Origin of the sequence: Ensifer sp. LC163, from assembly GCF_001695855.1 — a bacterium.
GTDB lineage: Bacteria > Pseudomonadota > Alphaproteobacteria > Rhizobiales > Rhizobiaceae > Ensifer.
This window is the reverse complement of the sequence record NZ_MBSS01000068.1, coordinates 37430-55510: the sequence shown is the minus strand read 5'-3', so window position 1 is coordinate 55510 and position 18081 is coordinate 37430. Positions and strand designations below refer to the sequence as shown.

Genomic DNA, 18081 nt, shown 5'->3' with positions numbered 1-18081 from the left:
GTACGGTCCCCCTATAGCAATGACTTGAGATCGACCGTCGTATCGGCGACCACGACCGGTGCCGGTGACTTGCCCGCTTCGATCATCCGCTTGGCGGCCATGTAGACCCTCGGGTCGTTCATGGCGTCGACGGCCAGAAGCTCGTCACCGCGGTAGTACCAATAGGAGACTGCATTGCCGGCTCCATGGCGGGTCGCCACCCTGTCGTATCCCGTGGAGAGGCCAGCGATCTGCAGTTTGACGTCAAACTGGTCTGACCAGAACCAGGGCTTCGCCAGGTATCCGGCGGAATCCCCGAGCATCGCCTTGGCTGCTGCTTCTCCCTGATCGATTGCATTGCCTACGCTTTCCAGGCGGATTCGGCCTGCCCTCCACGGAAATGAAGCGCAGTCCCCCGCCGCGAAGACGTGCGGGTCCGAGGTCCGGCAGTTCGCGTCCACCACGATGCCATTGTCGACGTCGATGCCTGCGTCGCGCGCAAGCTCGACATTGGGATGAACTCCGATCCCGACAATGACGAAGTCAACCGGGAGAACAGAGCCATCGGAGAGTTCGGCCGCCCGAACATGACCGTCTTCGCCGGTAAGGCGCCTGATCCCCGTTCCCTCGAGCACGGTGACATCGTGAGACGCATGCAGCTCTCTGAAGAACCGTGAAGTCTCAGGGCTAGCAACGCGCTGCAGGATGCGGTCTGAAGCCTCGATGAGAGTGACCTGGAGTCCAAGCTTGGACGAAACGGCTGCCGCTTCCAGGCCGATGTAGCCGCCGCCGATGATCAGGACACGCTGCCCCTCGCGGAAACAGTGCGCCATCGAGTTGATGTCGGCGAGATTTCGGACGTAGAAGACGTCGCCCAAGTCCCCGCCGATCTCGGCAGGCAGCAGCCTCGGGCGTGCACCTGTCGCCAGAAGCAGACGGTCGTAGGCGACTTCTGATCCGTCCGCCATCGCCACCTTTTGCGTGGACCTGTCTATGGCCTCGACCGTCGATGACAGCCTCAACTCGATGCCCTTTTCCTCGTAAAAGCTCAGGGGCCTGAAATAGAGTCTTTCCTCGGTCGTTTCGCCGAGGAGGAACCCCTTCGAGAGCGGCGGCCTTTGGTAAGGCGCATGGTTTTCGTCGCCGATCAAGGTGATCGACCCCATATGTCCGAGCGCGCGGAGTTTGGCACATGCGGAAAATCCCGCCTGACCTGCACCGATCACCACAATCCGGGAGGTCTGATCAACCCGACCGTCTTCCATGTTGCCGTCCTTCTAATGTTTAGTTGGCTCGGAGCGGAGCCATTGCCTTCTGGATGCTGGCGATGAGAGCGTCGCGCTGCTCGGAGAGATCGGCTGGCGACTGCCCGTTGGCCTCCTGCTTGACGCCAGAGACGAGAGTCTCCGCCAACGTGGGGTCTAGGTGCAGCACACCAAGGTCATCCCACCAGCGATTGAAGCTATCGGTGTAGCGTTCGCAGAAGGCCGCAAGACCGCCCTCGCCGGCACCGAGGTGGAAGAGCATCGTCGGCCCCATTGCGGCCCAGCGCAGACCCGGACCGGCCCACATAGCCTTGTCGACGTCCTCGACGGAGGCCACGCCCGTTTTGACGAGATGAATGGCCTCGCGCCAGACGGCAGCCTGCAGTCGATTGGCGACGTGGCCCGGGACTTCGCGGTTGACGCGGATCGTCACCTTGCCGACCGCTGCGTAGAAGCCTTCCGCGGCTTCCACAACGCCATCGGCGGTCTGTTCATTGCCCATGACCTCGACGAGCGGAATCAGGTGGGGCGGATTGAACGGATGGCCAAGGACGAAGCGCGACGGATCACGCCAACCGCCCTGCATTTCGGAAAGCGTCAGGCCCGAGGCCGACGTGGCGACGACAGCGTCGGCCGCGAGATGTTTTTCGATTTCACCGTAGAGAGCATGCTTGATAGCGAGCCGCTCCGGAACGTTCTCCTGCACGAAAGTCGCGCCTTCAACCGCTTCGACGGCAGATTTGCAGAAGCGAACTCGGTCGGGACTACCTCCCTTGACCAGACCAATCTGCTCAAGGGTTGGCCACGCGCGCTCGACGTAATCACGAACGCTCTTTTCCGTGTTCGGGGAGATATCGTGAACCGCGACGTCCCGGCCGGAGGCGAGAAACAAAGCGGTCCAGCTGGCACCAATTACCCCAGCGCCGAGCACGGCAGTATTTTTGAATTCAGTCATCAGAGTAACCCAGGTTGGAGTGGAGAGGCGGCTGTCAGTCCACCGTCGATGGTGAACAATTGGCCGGTTACGAATAATGCCTGATCGGAGACGAGCCAGGCTACGGTGTTTGCGATATCGGACGGCGTTCCAAACCTGCGAGCGGGATGGCGGGCAATCGCGTCCGCTTTCGCTTTCTCGGGGTCCTCAGCCAAAGCAAAGCCGCTTTCGGCCATGGCAGTCATGATCCAGCCCGGACAAACAGCATTGCAGCGTACAGCCGGGCCGTGATCGACGGCGATCGAGCGCGTGAGACTGTGAACGAAGCCTTTCGAGGCGTTGTAGATCGCCATGGACGGATCGGCCACGTGTCCGGAAATCGAGCCGAGGTTTACGATAGACCCGCCGGATTTCTCCATTATTGGCAACACGGCGCGGGACATATTGAAGACGCCCCGGCAGTTGATGTCGATAACGTTCGACCAGTCTTCGTCGGTCGTGTCGCGCACGGTCTTTTCGACCTGCACCCCGGCATTGTTTACCAGGATGGATACGGGTCCGTATTTGCTGGCAGTTTCGATGACCCTGTTTGCATCGCCGCTCCAGGAGACGTCGGCGCGAACCCAAACGACGTCATCGTCCAACCCTTCCGGTCTCGCGCTGCGCCCGCACGCGACCACCAAGGCACCGTCCTCCCGCAGTCGACGGACGATGGCCGCGCCAATTCCGCGCCCGCCGCCAGTAACAATCGCAACCTTCTGGAAATCGTTATCCATGGGACACCATCACGTGACGGACCGAGGTATAGGCGTCGAGCGCGTGGATCGACATGTCCGATCCCGTTCCCGATCCTTTCATGGCCGCCCAAGGCATCTCGGGGGTCGCCACGCCGTGGGTATTGACCCAGGTGAAGCCGTATCGAAGACGGCTGGACACATCCATCGCCCGGCCGACGTTCCGAGTCCACACGGACGACGCTAGTCCGTATCGTCCGGCGTTAGCGATTGAGACCGCCTCCTCCGCGTCTGAGAAACGGGAGATCGTCACCACCGGCCCGAAGATTTCGGAGCAGGCAACCTCGGCGTTGTGATCGACGTTTGCGATTACGGTCGGCTGATAGAAGAAGCCCTTCCCCTCGCCTCGTTTGCCACCTGTCACGATGTCGCAACTGGAGCGAGCCCGCTCGACGAAGCCTTCAACGCGTTCCAACTGCATGGCGGAGACGACCGGCCCCATCTGCGTGCCTTCGGCCTTCTGGGGTCCAATCTTGATCTCGGAGACTTCCGTCGCGGCCGCTGCCACCAGTTTGTCGTAAATGCCGTCCTGGACGAACAATCTGCATGGCTGGGCGCAGTCCTGGCCCGCGTTGAAGAAGCTGCCGTATCGGATGACCTGGACAACGGCATCGATATCAGCGTCGTCAAAGACGATTACCGGTGCTTTGCCTCCGAGTTCGAGATGAACGTGCCTGATCTGATGCGAGGCGGCCCTCATCGCCGCCATGCCCGTCGCAGGCGAACCTGTAACGGCGATTGCTTCGACTTGCGGCGCATTGATTAGTCTGTCGCCGATCGTCGCCCCACGACCGTGGACGATGTTGAAGACGCCCTTCGGGAGGACGTCGGCGAGTAGCTCGCCTAGCTTGAGCGTCGAAAGAGGCGTGATTTCCGAAGGTTTGAGGACGGTGGTGCACCCGGCGGCAACGGCGGCTGCGAGTTTCCACGACAGCATCATCAACGGATAGTTCCAAGGGGTGATCGCCGCCACCGGACCGACGGCTTCGCGTCGGATCATGCTAGTGTGTCCGGCGACGTACTCACCAGCGGCAGGTCCTGTCATCGTACGGGCACCGCCGGCGAAGAAGCGGAAGGTGTCGATCGTCAGAGGCATCTCATCGTCGTGTGCTGATGGCAAGGGCTTGCCGACGTCGAGACTTTCAAGCTCCGCCAACTCGGTGCTGTTGGACTCGATGACGTCTGCGATCTTCAGCAGGAGGTTTGCGCGTTCCTTCGGCGTCGTCCGCGAAAACTTGTCAAAGGCCTTGGCTGCGGCGTCGACGGCCGTGTCGACCTGCTCTGGGCTGGCCTCCTGGACGCTTGCAATCTCCCCGGCCGTGGCCGGGTCGACAATCGACAGTGCTTCGCCACTGCCTCGAACGAGTTCGCCGTTTATGAGGAGTTTGGTTTGCATGGTCAGAACGCCACCTGATCGCCACCCTTGAGTCCCAGTCGCTGACGCGCCTCTTCCGGCGTCGCGACCGTTCTTCCAAGGTTCTCGACGATGGACCTGATCTTGCGCACCTGTTCGGCGCTGGATTTCGCCTTCTGGCCAGGTCCGATGTAGAGGCTGTCCTCCATGCCGACCCGCAGGTTCCCACCGAGGAGGGCAGCCTGCGTCGTAAACGGAATCTGATGCCTGCCCGCGGCCAGCACCGACCACTCGTAGTCGTCACCAAAGAGCTTGTTGGCGATCGTGTGCATGTGCACGAGGTTGTCGAGATCGGGACCGACGCCGCCGAGAATGCCGAAAACCATCTGGACGAAGAACGGAGGTTTTATCCAACCCTGATCGATGATCCAGGCGAGATTGTAGAGGTGACCGAGATCGTAGCACTCGAACTCGAACTTGGTGCCGTGGCCCTCGCCCAGTTCCTTGATCGTGTATTCGATGTCCGCAAAGGTGTTCCGGAAGATGAAGTCCCTGGTGGATTCGAGGAAGGTGGGTTCCCACGAATGCTTCCAGTCCTTGTACTTCTGCATCATCGGGAAAATGCCGAAGTTCATCGAACCGACGTTGAGCGATGCCATTTCCGGGCTCGTCCGGGTGGCGGCGCGCAGGCGTTCTTCGCGAGTCATGCCGAGCCCGCCGCCGGTGGAAACGTTGAGCACCGCGTTAGAAGCCTGCTTGATGCGCGGCAGGAACTCCATGAAGAGGTCCGGATTTGGATCGGGCTTTCCGTTTTCGGGATTGCGCGCGTGGAGGTGTATGATCGCGGCGCCCGCTTCCGCTGCCTCGATACTCGCCTCAGCGATTTGAGACGGCGTGATCGGCAAGTACTCGGACATGGTCGGCGTGTGGATACCGCCCGTCGGCGCGCACGTAATGATTACTGACTTAGACATATTTAGAGCCTCATTTGCTGAACTTGCGCCGACAGACCACCGTCGAGCACCCACAGTTGTCCGCTGGCGTATCTGGCCTCGTCGCTCGCCAGCCAGTTCACCAGGTTTGCGATATCTTCCGGCGCGCCGTAGTTCCGGATCGGGTGGACGTTGCGGACGGCTTCCTTGAGGGTGTCGATCGTGCCACCCTTCCCGCCCGAGCCTGCCCCGGCGAAAAAGCTCTGGAGCATCGGTGTGTCGATGTAGCCGGGGCAGATCGCATTGACGCGTATGCCTTCCGGGCCGTGATCGCAGGCCATCGCACGGGTCAGCGCGTGAACCGCGCCCTTCGTCGCGCAGTAGGCGGCTAGACCTGGATCGGCAATGAAACCGTCGTAGCTGCCGAAGTTGATTACGGACGCGGTAACGCCGCCCGTCGTGGCATTCCTGAGAAGCGGCAGCGCGTGCTTCGAAGCGAGGAACGTTCCGGTCACGTTGACTGCAAAGCTCCGGTTCCATTCCTCCAACGTCGTATGCTCGATCGTCTTCTCGATCTCGATGCCAGCGGCATTGACGAGGACGTCTAGCTTGCCGGCCTCTTTCATGACCGTAGCCATGACCGAGAGCGCGTTCTCTTCCGAGGTGACGTCGAGCTTTATGAATTTAGCGCGATCATCAGCGACCGAAGTCATGCTGCCGGCGTCCGAAATGTCAGCGGCATAAACGACCGCCCCTTCCTTGATGAATCTATCGCAGATCGCGCGGCCGATACCGCCACGTCCCCCGGTGACGAGCGCCACCTTTCCTTCGAGTTTTCCGGTCATCGACGGCTTCTTTTCTTTTGGCGTGGAGCGCATCGGTGGGCGGTCTCGCACATCACCGATGTGTTTCGGACAACCTCCCGATGGCCAATTGGATTTGGCCATCGGGAGGCGAGCCGGGTCCTTACGGAGCACTCTTCGCGTACGCTTCGAGAACGAGCCCGTGGAAATGATGCACGGCATGCTCGGACTGGCCGGAGCCGTCAGGGTCGTTGACGATGCGGCCCTGGCTGAAGGCCGGCGTGTTCATGCCCTTCTGGACGCTCTCCACGATCTTGATGTCTTCGACCTGCAGAACCTCGTCGAGGTACTTGATCGTCTGGAGTTCCATCTCGTTCGGGTTGGTGTCCTCCAAGAAGAAGTCGTAGGTCTCCAGCGTCCGGTCGGGGCCGGCCGGGATGATGTTCAGAATGATCATCGAAGAGCGACCCGGATACCGCATGACGCAGGTGTTCGGCCACAGCCACCACACGGCGTGCGTCGTCACCGTGGCGTTCGAGACGTCGTAGGCGCTGTTCGCGTTCTTGCCGGCATCGGCCATATGGCTGGAGTAGATGCCGTGCGTCGTCACCTTGTAGGTGTCCATATCGACCAAGGTGCAGAAGTCCTTGTGGGCCGTCGGGCAATGATAGCACTCGAGGAAGTTGTCGACGACGTTCTTCCAGTTCGACTTGATGTCATAGGTCAGGCGCTTGGCGAACGTCAGCTTATCGATGTCGGGAGCCCAGTGCTTGATCTCTGTTTCGAGGTCGCCCGTCTGCGAACGCAGCGAAGCAGCGTTGGGGTCGAGATTGACGTAGATAAAGCCGCAGAATTCCTCCACCTGAACCTGGTCGAGGCAGATATCCTTAGTATCAAAGTCCTCGAGTGTTTCGGTATGAGGCGCACGGACGAGCTGTCCATCGAGCTTGTATGTCCAAGCGTGATAGGGACACATAATTCGGCTCGTGTTGCCCTCGCCGCTCAACAGCTCATGGGCACGGTGTTTGCAGACGTTGTAAAACGCTCGCAGCACGCCTTCACGGTCGCGTACGACCGCGATTGGCTGCCCGGCAATTTCGACGGTGACGTAAGACCCCGGAGTACGAACTTTCTGGACATGACAGACCCACTGCCACGTCTTGGCGATGATCTCCTTGAGATCGACGGCGTGCCAACGCGGATCAACATAGGCGTCCTTGTGCAACGAAAGGGAACGGGACGCGTTCGGCGAATAGCCCTTTTGGATGGCGGCGAATTCTTCCTTTGATGGCAGGACGGTCATGGCTGCTCCTCTCTCGTTTCCCGCATTCGCTTGGCGCGGAATGTCTGTTTTGATGCCCAAGCTTCGCGCTGACCTCCTCCACCGTCTGTGCGCGAACCGCCATGAATTTGATATTTTTCGCCGCCGTGTTCGGCGAACTAGGATCGTTGCCGCAATCTATCGAAACGGCATACGGGCCGCGGGATCGGACGTGATCTTCATCGTGCGGTGTGGCTGAAGCAGCTAAGTGCGGCGGCTAATGAGAGAAAGCAGGACGATATGGCCGATGCCTTGTCGTAGGGTGAATACAAGTCATCCAGCTCCGGATCGGTGCTATGCCGATGCCGGACGCGGCTCGAAATTAGGCCAATAGAAATTTCGGCTCTTGGCGTGTGAAGTCGGCCGTGGATTCAAACCACGATTTGGTCGAGGTAGTAGTTACGTCCGGCATCGGAAATGCACGGAAGTCTAAAATGGTCAAATAACAGCCGCACGCTAGACATCTCTCGTCACGAACCGGACATCACGGCGATGATCTGCTCAATTTCGTCGGAGGTATTGTAGTAGTGTGGCGACACCCGAACTGCTTCATTGCGAACGCTAGCGTAGATTCCGTTGGCCGTTAGCGTCGAGTGCAACTCCGAGGTGGGCACCCCAGGCTTTTTGAGGATGTTGATGCCTGATCGGAATTTGTCGTCGAACTGATAGACCGGCTGAAGGCCCTTGCTCAGGGCTTGCTCGCGAAGCAAATCGCTCAACGACAAAATCCTCTCCTCAATCCAGTCGATCCCCAGTTCATCGATCTGGGCAAGTCTCTCAGCCAGACCAAGGATGCCCGACCCATTGGCCGTACCCGGCTCAAACCGACGCGCATCCGGCAGAAAGTCGAGTTTTCGGTTGAAGGCAAAGGGATCGTTCACGCTGAGCCAGCCGACAATCCGTGGTGTTATCGAGTTCAAAGCCCGGTCGGAGAAGCTGGCGAAGCCGATCCCGCGAGGTCCCATCATCCATTTATGAGCGCTGGCAACGAGAACATCAACACCGGACGCTCCTACATCAAGTTTTATGGCCCCGGTGGACTGAGTGCCATCCACCACGAGGAGAGCACCGGCTGCGGTACAGATTTCCCCAAAAGCAGCAACGTCAACGCGGAAACCGCTATAGAACTGGACGTGGCTTACAGCGACAACTCGGGTACGGCTATCGGTAACCGCACGGACTTGGCTGGGCTCGATCCTACCTCCCGTCGAAGTTACCTGCCGAACCTCGACGCCCATGTCGGTCAATTGAACCCAGCACAGATAGTTGGACGGGAACTCATCGGCGCAAACTACGATGTTATCACCCGGTCGCCAATCGACGCCCAGGGCAACGAGAGACAGGCCGTGCGCCGTATTCTGAACGTAAGCGATGCTCTGCGGAGTTGATCCAACAAGTTTTGCCGCAAGAGCGCGACCTTTGTCGAAATACGGCAGAGAAGCGGCACGGTACTCCCGAAGGTTTTCTGAGAAAATCTTGTTGTATTGCTCGCTCGCCAACTGAACCCGAATGGGTATTGGGGTAACAGAAGCGTTATCAACATAGATTTTGTCGTGAATGTACGGGATATCGCTCCGCAGCTGCTGAATTTTTTCGTTATTCATTGGGAGTCCTCACCTGCTCATTCACCAGCGCAACACTAAGCGGCTGACAGGGAGCAAACAAGCATCCCGCCACCTAAGTTCGCCGAGTCGACGATCTGTCTTCGCAAATAACCCTCGATGACCGGGCCGAAAACGGTACCAGATAACCTGGCTTGATCCCGCCGGCCGCCCCAGTCATCAGACCGCCCCCGACTGCTTTCTGTGCATCGGCCATGCTCGGAACTCAAACGGTATTCGCCCGTCGATTCTGTCGGTTCGCGGGGATAGCCCGAATCGCTCCCGGTAGGCTCTACTGAAGTGCACCTGGCTGGCGAACCCTGAGGCGATGGCAATTTCCGACATGGGCATGTCGGTCTGCGTTACGAGTCCGCGAGCGCGGTCCAGACGGATGTCGCGGTAATAGATCGCAGGGGACTTGCCGACATATTTCAAGAAAAGTCGGTTGAGCTGACGATGGGAAATCCGGACCCGGTCGGCAATGTCGGGTATAGCGAGCGCGTCCTCGAGGTGCTGCTCCATGACAACAATTGCCTGCCTGATCGAGGCTGGAACGTGGCTTCCCAGGGGCTCGACGTTGGCGGGGTTCTGCGGGGTTCCCGCTGGCCTCAACAGGGGATGGAAAATGTACCGGGCTGCGGCGTTGGCCAGCGCGTCACCCGAGATAGCCTGGATGACGTGAAGCGCGATGTCAGCCGACGCGATCCCGCCCGAACATGTGAACTGTTTTTCGTCACGGACAAAGATGTCTTCCGAAACCTCGATGTCTTCATGCAGTTCCTTGAGCGCGTCGATATGCTCATAATGGACGGTCGCGCGCTTGCCGCTGAGAAGACCGGCATCGGCGAGAATGAAGGCCCCGGTGTCGAGACCGCCCATAATGCTTCCCGCCCTCGCCCACTTTCGTAAGGTGGCCAGCAGTTGCGGTGTGGCAGCAGCTTCCGGTGTCCAGCTCGCGGACATGACGACGATGTCGAACTGATCGTTCTGGATGTCACTCAGGCGCTGAGTGTCAACGGCGAAGCCGTTGCTTGCCATGCATGGCCCACCCTTTACGGACACCAGTTGCCATCGAAACCGGGTATCCCCCTCGAGATAGTTGGCCGCGCGAAAAGGGTCGATGAAGGCAGCCGTAGCCGCGACATTAAAGTTCGGCGTGACGAGGACGAGTATCTGGACGGTAGAGTTGTATTTCTCTGACATGGCCGAAAATGTAAAACCAGTGTCGTGAAATGTTAAAACACACCCCCGCTTTATGCAACAATTTTGGAAGGGAACAAATACAAACTGGGAGATCAATAATGAACAAGGTTTCAAAACTTGTCTCGACGTGCGCTGTCCTGACGCTGCTTTCCGGAGCCGCTTATGCCGCAGAACTGGGCGCTGTCGACGAGCCGATCAAGCTTGCCATCAACGAATGGACAGGTCAGCAGATCACCACCCGCATCGCCGGGCAAATGCTGCAAGCTGCCGGATACAAGGTCGAATACGTAACCGCGGGCTACCAGAATATGTGGCAGGCCGTTTCCGAGGGCCAGATTGACGCGGCCCTCGAAGTTTGGGGTTCCAACGTCACCGAACAGTACAAACAGCTAAACAAGGAGGGTAAGGTCGAGGACCTCGGTGAACTGGGGCTGGTGGCGCGTGAAGGTTTCGCTTACCCAGCCCATGTTGCAGAGCTGTGTCCTGGCCTCCCCAAGTGGGAAGCTCTGAAGGACTGCGCCAGCGTCTTTGCGACGGCCGAGACGCTTCCTGAGGGTCGTCTTGTCGACTACCCGGGTGAATGGGGCACGCCAGGAGCGGACCGTATCAAAGCCCTCGGCCTTCCCTTCAAGGCAATCCCCGCCGGTTCCGAGGGAGCGCTCGCCGCCGAGTTCAAGGCGTCCGTCGAACGCAAGAAGCCGCTGGTTGCCGTTTTCTGGCAGCCGCACTGGGCGATCGCGGCATACGATCTGAAGTTCGTCGAACTCCCCGAAGGCAAGCAAGAATGCTTCGATGATCCGGCTTACGGTCCGAACAAGGACGCGACCGGTGACTGCGACTTTATCCCGACGCGTGTCTTCAAGGCGGCATGGCCGGGTCTCAAGGAAAAGTGGCCGGCCGCATATGAAATCCTCAAGGGATTGAAGCTGTCCACGGAGGAGCAGCAGCCTCTCATGGGTGCCGTCGACGTTGATGGAAAATCCGCCGAAGACGTCACGCAAACTTGGATCGAAGCGAATTCGGCGGCCTGGAAGCCCGTCGTTGAGGCGGCGACCAAGTGAGGTCAGGGCCGATGTTGCAACAACTCCCGCCTCCGGCGATTTCATGCAAAGGTGTTTGGCAGGTCTACGGGGCAAACCCAGAGCAAGGACTTAAACAAGCTCTGTCGGATGCGGGCGGAAGCGCAGACGAGGCGGCGCGGCTGCTTCGTCAACGGGGGCTGGTTCCAGCGGTACAGGATGTAACCTTCGATGTTCTCGAAGGCGAAGTCTTCGTCATCATGGGACTTTCGGGTTCAGGGAAATCAACCCTCATCAGGACGATCTCCCGCCTCGTACAAGGGACTGCTGGATCTATCCTGATCAGCGGCGAGGACATCCTCACCGCGAGCAAGCAGCGGCTGATCGAGTTGCGCCGAAACAAGCTGGGCATGGTGTTCCAGCATTTCGGGCTCTTTCCCCACATGACCGTCTGCGAAAACGTCGGGTTCCCGCTGAAAATGCAGGGGGCGGACAAAACCTCACGTCGGAAACGCGCCCTCGAAGTGCTGGAACTTGTAGGGCTTTCCGGCCGAGAGGACGCCTATCCCCGTGAGTTGTCAGGCGGACAACGGCAGCGCGTCGGAATCGCCCGCGCTCTGGCCGTCAATCCGGACCTCTGGTTCCTCGACGAGCCCTATTCGGCCCTCGATCCGCTGATCCGTCGCCAGCTCCAGGATGAATTTCTGAGGATTCAGGCGGGCCTGCAGAAGACCTCCGTGTTCATCACCCATGATATCACGGAGGCGCTTAAACTGGCCGACCGGATCGCGATCATGCGCGACGGCAAAATCGTACAGATCGGAACCCCGGACGAGATCATCGTCAATCCAGTCGATGACTATGTGCGGGAGTTCAGTCGGGACGTCCCCAAGGGCAGGTATTCACATGTCAGCTCGATGATGAGCCTGCCGGATCGCCTCCCGAATATGCCGGACGATCCCAAGATCGGCGCGGAGATGACAGTCGATGACGCCTTGGCCTCGTGCATGGCTCTCTACCAGCCTGTTCCCGTATGGGGAGCCGACGGGAAGATGGCGGGGATAGTCCATCCGAGCCAATTGGCGAGTGCGCTCCAATCCGAGCGACCTGCGTGAAACCGACTGCATTATGAACGGTCCGCCCCAGCGGACCGTCCTGAACAATAAATCGGGAACCGGAGAAATCTCCATGAAACGCCCCACCCCAGCGGTTTGGGCGGCGCTGACTGCTGTCCTTGTCGGAGCTGCCTGCATCACGTTGTCGCCCTATTTCCACTGGGTCACTTCCTGGCCGGCAGGGGCGACCCTTCCCGTCACGTCATGGATCGGAACCGGCCTTACGGCCGCATTCGAATTGCTCAAGCCTCTCGCACGCACGATTTCGACACTGCTTTCGTATCCGATGATGTTTGCAAACACGGTGCTGGTGAACTCGCCGTACTCCCTCACCATCGGGATTCTTACTGCACTTGGTTGGTACCTCGGGGGCATCCGCCTGACGCTTCTGGTCGTTTCCGGCCTGGGCTTCGTCCTCTTCAGCGGCTACTGGATCGCCAGCATGAACACCTTGGCACTCGTGTTCGTCTCGGTGCCCTTCGCCCTCCTGGTCGGATTCGCCGTTGGCCTGCTAGCGAACGAATTCAAATCGATTAACCGCGTCGTCGAAACCACTCTCGACGTGATGCAGACAGTACCGACGTTCGCATATCTCACGCCGCTCCTGCTCCTCTTCGGCTTCGGCCCGGTAGTCGGCCTCATAGCCTCGATTATCTATGCCGCCCCTCCGATGGCCCGAAATGTTATGCTTGGGCTTCAACGGGTCGAGCCAGAGATCAAGGAAGCGGCGATCATGAACGGCGCGACCCGCGTCCAGCAACTGTTCCTGATCGAGGTGCCGTCGGCCGTCAGGCAGATCATGGTCGGCGTCAACCAGACCATCATGGCGGCTCTGTCCATGGTCATCATCGCAGCGGTGATCGGCGGATTCAACGACATCGGTTGGGAAGTCCTGCTGACCATGCGTAAGGCGGCTTTCGGGCAGAGCTTGGTTGCGGGCCTCGTCATCGTCATTTTCGCGATCCTGGCGGACCGAATGAGCGGCGCGTTGGCGCAATCGGAGGTGCGGTACTCGTGGAGAATCGCGCTCGCCGTGGTCCTGGTTTCGGTTGCCTTGGCGACGGTGGAGCGCAGCCTCCTACCTGGGCCCGACTCCTATTCCGCCTTCAAAGGTCTTGCCGCCGCGGCCGACAGTTATCTCAACGCTTTCACGGCTGCCAACGGCCTCGTGTTGGACGCGGTCAAGAACGGCGCAATGTTCTTTGTCCTGCTGCCCTTGAAGATCGGTCTCGGCCAGGCAGTGCTCCCGTTCACCTGGGGCTTCATGTGGACGAAATGGATGAGTGCCGCCGTCTATGCAGTCTTCGGCGTCGTCGCAGTCGTAATGGCACTTCGTGGCAGTGCGGTCCTCGGCCTGTCGCTTCTCATCGTTTCTGGCGTCATGATTGTCGGCATCGCGAACCTACCATGGCCGTTCATGCTGGTTTCTCTCGGCGCGCTGGGCTGGGTTGCCGGCGGACCCAAACTCGCTGCGTTCGCCGTCACCATGATAATGGCGATCCTGTTGATGGGATTGTGGGAGCCCGCGCTCCTGTCATTGTACCTGTGCACGGCGGCGGTATCGGTGTGCGTGGTGCTTGGCGGTCTGATTGGGCTGGTGTCATCCGTCAGTCCGGCGACCTGGAGCGTCGTACGGCCTGTCTGCGACTTCTTCCAGACCATTCCGCTCTTTGTCTTCCTTATTCCCGTCCTGATGTTCTTCCAGATCGGTGAGTTCTCCGCGTTCCTGGCGATATGCGCCTACGCGATCGTGCCAATGGTTCGCTACACGTATCATGGCCTGACATCGACCCCGGAAGAACTCCTCGAGGCGGCAGTCGCGTCCGGCGCGAGCGACTGGCAGGTAATGCGGGAGGTGCGTATTCCCTACTCGCTGCCCACCATTCTCCTCGGGCTGAACCAGACGGTTCTGTATGCCTTTTCGATGCTTGTGATCGCCGCACTGATCGGAACGACCGACCTCGGCCAGCAGATATATCTCGCTCTAGGCCAGGGCGATGTCGGCCTCGGCGTGGCGGCCGGAGCGGCGATGGCAATTCTGGCTCTAGTTGCGGACCGTTTGGTTCAAGCCTTTGCCATGAAGCAACGCCAGGCGCTTGGGCTTTAGAGATTAGTTTCAAACCAGCTATCTTGGACTTGGAGGCACCGATGACAACGACATCGGACACGAGAAGACTGTTCCTTTTTTACCTTGCGCCGGAATTCACTCTACTCGCCTTTACCTCTGCTCTCGAAACTTTGAGGTTGGCGAACCAAGTGATCGGGGACGAGGTCTATGAATGGCGCATTGTCACAAGCGACGGCAAGGCTGTCCGGGCAAGCTGTGGTCTCTCGATAACCCCGGACCTTGCCCTGGTCGAGGCACGAAAGCTAAGGGCGAGCGGCGTAAAGCTCGGCATGGCGATCGTCTGCGCAGGTCGGAATGTCCAGAAACATCTCGACAGGTCGCTCGACCAATGGCTTCGCGAATGCCGCTCGCAACGAATCCCGTTAGGGGCCATCTGCACTGGTGCCCATTTGCTCGCGAAAGCTGGGTTGCTCGTAGATAAGCGCTGCACGATCCATTGGGAAAACTATCCGTCTTTCGCGGAAGCCTTCTCCGACTCCCAGGCGCGGCCACAGTTGTATGAAGTCGACGACGGCATCTACACATGCGCCGGCGGCACTTCTTCACTCGACATGATGTTGCACATCGTTTCCGAACATCACGGCTCTGAGGCAGCGCGGAAAATCTGCCAACAGGCTATCGTCGGAACTGTCAGGCATCGGTCGGAACGCCAGCGGCTTCCGTTTTCGCTCTCTCAAGATATTAAGCACCGCACGCTTCAGGCCGCAATTGAACTGATGGCAGAGAACGTAGCACAAACGCTTCCGCTAGCGTTCCTCGCAAAAAAGGTCGGCATTTCGCGTCGGCAACTGGAACGCCAGTTCCAGACAAGCACCGGCTGCAGTCCAAGTCGCTTCTACGTGAAGCTGCGGGTTGAACGCGCCAGAGCACTGTTGGAACAAACAGCGATGCCTGTTGTAGAAGTCGCTATCGCTTGCGGTTTCACTTCGGGTTCCCACTTTGCGAAGGTGTACCGCACAAGTGAGGGCGAGTCGCCCATACAAACCAGAAAGCCCCAACGCTCGAAAGACCGAATGGCGTCTAGCGCCGTGATGTCAGGATAAGTGGCATATCACCGCGACGCGCTCGGAGACATATGTACGTCTGTCTTACTTACGCGCTGACTATGTGGGCTCAAGCGGATATCTCGGCGTGAGCTATAGGTCTGGTGTGCAGTGTTTTCGAGCTGTTCGTCGAGCCGAGGAGCCGACGAAAAACGCCATCGAGTCTGTCGGGGGGACGCAATCCCAGATGATCGGTCAGTTCCCAACGATACATTATGCGATTTTTCGAGCTCGGAACGGGAACATCGGTCAGGAGATCGCGACGACGAGGCTATATCGGCTTTCACTGCATCCCAAAAGCGCTCAAGGGGGCGAAACTCGCCATCTGATCGCGGCGCCATGGAACGCTTGTCGCGGGAGTTAAGGTGATTGCTAAATTGCGGACTTTCGCGCAGCCACTACAGCTCGGCACGGAACTTAGCATGGCGCCGGGTGGCTATCCGGTAAGCCGCTCCGCGTGCCACCGCAGATGATCCTCCATGAATGTCGAGATGAAATAATAGGAGTGATCATACCCAGCTTGATGGCGCATTGTGAGCGCCATGTTCGCTTTTCTGCAGACCTCCTCGAGGCACCAGGGCCGAAGTCCGTCCGTCAGGAATGGGTCATTCTTTCCCTGATCGACCAGTAACTCCTTGAACCGATGGCCATCCTCGATAAGAGAAACGGCATCGTAACCGCGCCAAGTTGCCTCGTCGGCTCCTAGGTATTTCCGCAGTGCTGGTTTTGACCACTCGGCTTCGGTAGGGCGAACGATCGGCGCAAGGGCTGAGCAGCTCCTGAACCGGTCGGGCTGCCGCAACGCCATGACCAGCGCCCCGTGGCCGCCCATCGAGTGACCAAATATCCCTTGACGCTCCATATCGGCGTTAAAATTTGCGCCGACAACTGCCGGAAGCTCGTCCGTCAAGTAGCTGTACATCCGATAGTGCTTGGCGAAAGGGGGTTGTGTTGCGTCGAGGTAAAAGCCAGCACCACAACCAAACTGCCAATTGTCCGGCTCATCCGGGACACCCTCTCCGCGCGGGCTGGTGTCCGGGCAGACTATGATCAGCCCGAATTTGGCTGCGAGCCGCCGGTACTCCCCCTTCTCGACGACATTTGCCGGGGTGCATGTCAGCCCCGATAGATACCAGAGAACCGGCCGCGGCGAATGCTCGGCCTGCGGGGGAACAAATACGGCGAAGGTCATTTCGCAGGCACAGGTGGTTGAGGCATGTGAATACACGCCCTGGACACCTCCATGGGATCTCGCGGTAGAAACGATCTTCACGCTGTTATCCTTCTCTCAGCGGATCAGGGAAGTCGCGGCGGCGCAATCGGTGTTTGGAGAAGCAATTGCGCCGCCACTGGCGCCGGTGGCTGGAGGAACCGTATCCCGGCGCGTCCAAGACATGCTAGTAGCGATTGGACCTCCTATCGCGCCCCGAGGCCTCGTCCTCGTGTCTAGTACAGAACGACCGTGCGGATGCTTTCTCCTTGGCGCATCAGCTCGAAGCCCCTGTTGATGTCTTCGAGGGCCAAGGTGTGGGTGATCATCGGATCGATCTCGATCTTGCCCTCCATGTACCAGTCGACGATCTTCGGCACGTCGGTGCGACCGCGGGCGCCGCCAAAGGCGGTGCCCATCCAACTGCGGCCGGTGACGAGTTGGAACGGGCGGGTGGAAATCTCCTGGCCGGCACCGGCAACGCCGATGATCACCGATTTGCCCCAGCCGCGATGCGAGGCTTCGAGCGCCTGGCGCATCACCGTGGTGTTGCCGGTGCAGTCGAAGGTATAGTCGGCGCCGCCGAACTGGTCGGCGCCACGCTTCGTCATGTCGACGAGATAGGGCACGATGTCGTCGCCGATCTCCTTCGGATTGACGAAATGGGTCATGCCGAACTTCTCGCCCCAGGCCTTCTTGTCGTTGTTGAGGTCGACGCCGATGATCATGTCGGCACCGGCAAGCCTGAGCCCCTGGATGACGTTGAGGCCGATGCCGCCGAGGCCGAAGACGATCGCCGTCGCACCCATCTCGACCTTGGCCGTGTTGATCACCGCGCCGATGCCGGTGGTGACGCCGCAGCCGATGTAGCAGATCTTGTCGAACGGCGCGTCGGGGTTGACCTTGGCGACGGCGATCTCCGGCAGCACGGTGTAGTTGGCGAAGGTGGAGCAGCCCATGTAGTGATGGATCCTGTCCTTGCCGATCGAAAAGCGCGAGGTGCCGTCCGGCATCAGCCCTTGCCCTTGCGTGGCGCGGATCGCCGTGCACAGGTTGGTCTTGCGCGACAGGCACGACGGGCAGGAGCGGCATTCGGGCGTATAGAGCGGGATGACATGGTCGCCTTTCTTGACCGAGGTGACGCCCGGGCCGACATCGACGACGACGCCGGCACCCTCATGGCCGAGGATCGCCGGGAACAGACCTTCGGGGTCGGCGCCCGACAGCGTGAAATCGTCGGTGTGGCAGATGCCGGTCGCCTTGACCTCGATCAGCACCTCGCCGGCCCTTGGGCCTTCGAGCTGAACGGTCATCACTTCCAGCGGCTTGCCGGCCTGAACGGCGACGGCGGCGCGTACATCCATCTATTTTCTCCCTGCA

The 18081-nt window shown here is 59.5% G+C and carries 15 protein-coding genes; 4 read left to right on the top strand and 11 right to left on the bottom strand.

What is annotated here, in order from left to right:
- Window positions 1–11 precede the first annotated feature (11 nt).
- The 9 genes from BC360_RS29670 to BC360_RS29630 form a co-directional block, all read right to left on the bottom strand.
- Entirely contained in the window at window positions 12–1244 is a 1233-nt protein-coding gene (locus BC360_RS29670; protein WP_065797896.1) for an NAD(P)/FAD-dependent oxidoreductase, read from the bottom strand.
- A 19-nt stretch (window positions 1245–1263) separates the two neighbouring features.
- Window positions 1264–2199 (bottom strand): 3-hydroxyacyl-CoA dehydrogenase NAD-binding domain-containing protein, encoded by a 936-nt coding sequence (locus BC360_RS29665; RefSeq protein WP_065797895.1) that lies wholly within the window; start codon window positions 2197–2199, stop codon window positions 1264–1266.
- Complete coding sequence (locus BC360_RS29660; protein WP_065797894.1) at window positions 2199–2954, bottom strand: SDR family NAD(P)-dependent oxidoreductase; 756 nt, start codon at window positions 2952–2954, stop codon at window positions 2199–2201. Before BC360_RS29660 ends, BC360_RS29665 begins: the two co-directional genes overlap by 1 nt.
- On the bottom strand, window positions 2947–4368 hold the full coding sequence (locus BC360_RS29655; RefSeq protein WP_065784678.1) for an aminobutyraldehyde dehydrogenase: 1422 nt from the start codon (window positions 4366–4368) through the stop codon (window positions 2947–2949). The genes BC360_RS29660 and BC360_RS29655 overlap by 8 nt, the downstream gene beginning before the upstream one ends.
- Before the next feature lie 2 nt (window positions 4369–4370).
- On the bottom strand, window positions 4371–5300 hold the full coding sequence (locus tag BC360_RS29650; protein ID WP_065784677.1) for a 3-keto-5-aminohexanoate cleavage protein: 930 nt from the start codon (window positions 5298–5300) through the stop codon (window positions 4371–4373).
- A 2-nt stretch (window positions 5301–5302) separates the two neighbouring features.
- Entirely contained in the window at window positions 5303–6205 is a 903-nt protein-coding gene (locus BC360_RS29645) for an SDR family NAD(P)-dependent oxidoreductase (protein WP_244512990.1), read from the bottom strand.
- A gap of 19 nt (window positions 6206–6224) precedes the next feature.
- Entirely contained in the window at window positions 6225–7364 is a 1140-nt protein-coding gene (locus BC360_RS29640) for an aromatic ring-hydroxylating oxygenase subunit alpha (protein ID WP_065797893.1), read from the bottom strand.
- A gap of 488 nt (window positions 7365–7852) precedes the next feature.
- Window positions 7853–8986, bottom strand: coding sequence for an aminotransferase class V-fold PLP-dependent enzyme (locus BC360_RS29635; RefSeq protein WP_065797892.1), 1134 nt, complete (start codon window positions 8984–8986; stop codon window positions 7853–7855).
- A gap of 177 nt (window positions 8987–9163) precedes the next feature.
- Complete coding sequence (locus BC360_RS29630; RefSeq protein ID WP_065784737.1) at window positions 9164–10186, bottom strand: GlxA family transcriptional regulator; 1023 nt, start codon at window positions 10184–10186, stop codon at window positions 9164–9166.
- Window positions 10187–10215: 29 nt separating this feature from the next.
- On the opposite strand from BC360_RS29630, the gene BC360_RS29625 reads away from it, so the two are divergent.
- Genes BC360_RS29625 through BC360_RS29610 form a run of 4 tightly spaced genes read left to right on the top strand, consistent with a single transcriptional unit; the run spans window position 10216 to window position 15491 of the window.
- Complete coding sequence (locus tag BC360_RS29625) at window positions 10216–11247, top strand: ABC transporter substrate-binding protein (protein WP_244512988.1); 1032 nt, start codon at window positions 10216–10218, stop codon at window positions 11245–11247.
- A gap of 11 nt (window positions 11248–11258) precedes the next feature.
- The gene (locus BC360_RS29620) at window positions 11259–12320 is read left to right on the top strand and encodes a quaternary amine ABC transporter ATP-binding protein (protein WP_065797890.1); all 1062 of its coding nucleotides are present in this window, start codon (window positions 11259–11261) and stop codon (window positions 12318–12320) included.
- Window positions 12321–12333: 13 nt separating this feature from the next.
- Window positions 12334–14427, top strand: a complete 2094-nt coding sequence (locus tag BC360_RS29615) for an ABC transporter permease (protein WP_208858229.1) — start codon at window positions 12334–12336, stop codon at window positions 14425–14427.
- Window positions 14428–14468: 41 nt separating this feature from the next.
- A complete protein-coding gene (locus BC360_RS29610; RefSeq protein ID WP_065797888.1) occupies window positions 14469–15491 on the top strand; it encodes a GlxA family transcriptional regulator in 1023 nt (340 codons plus the stop codon).
- Between the two features lie 436 nt (window positions 15492–15927).
- On the opposite strand, the gene fghA is transcribed toward BC360_RS29610, so the two are convergent.
- Together fghA and BC360_RS29600 are read right to left on the bottom strand one after the other, a co-directional pair.
- On the bottom strand, window positions 15928–16764 hold the full coding sequence (fghA, locus tag BC360_RS29605) for an S-formylglutathione hydrolase (protein ID WP_065797887.1): 837 nt from the start codon (window positions 16762–16764) through the stop codon (window positions 15928–15930).
- Window positions 16765–16937: 173 nt separating this feature from the next.
- The gene (locus BC360_RS29600; RefSeq protein ID WP_065797886.1) at window positions 16938–18065 is read right to left on the bottom strand and encodes an S-(hydroxymethyl)glutathione dehydrogenase/class III alcohol dehydrogenase; all 1128 of its coding nucleotides are present in this window, start codon (window positions 18063–18065) and stop codon (window positions 16938–16940) included.
- Window positions 18066–18081 lie beyond the last annotated feature (16 nt).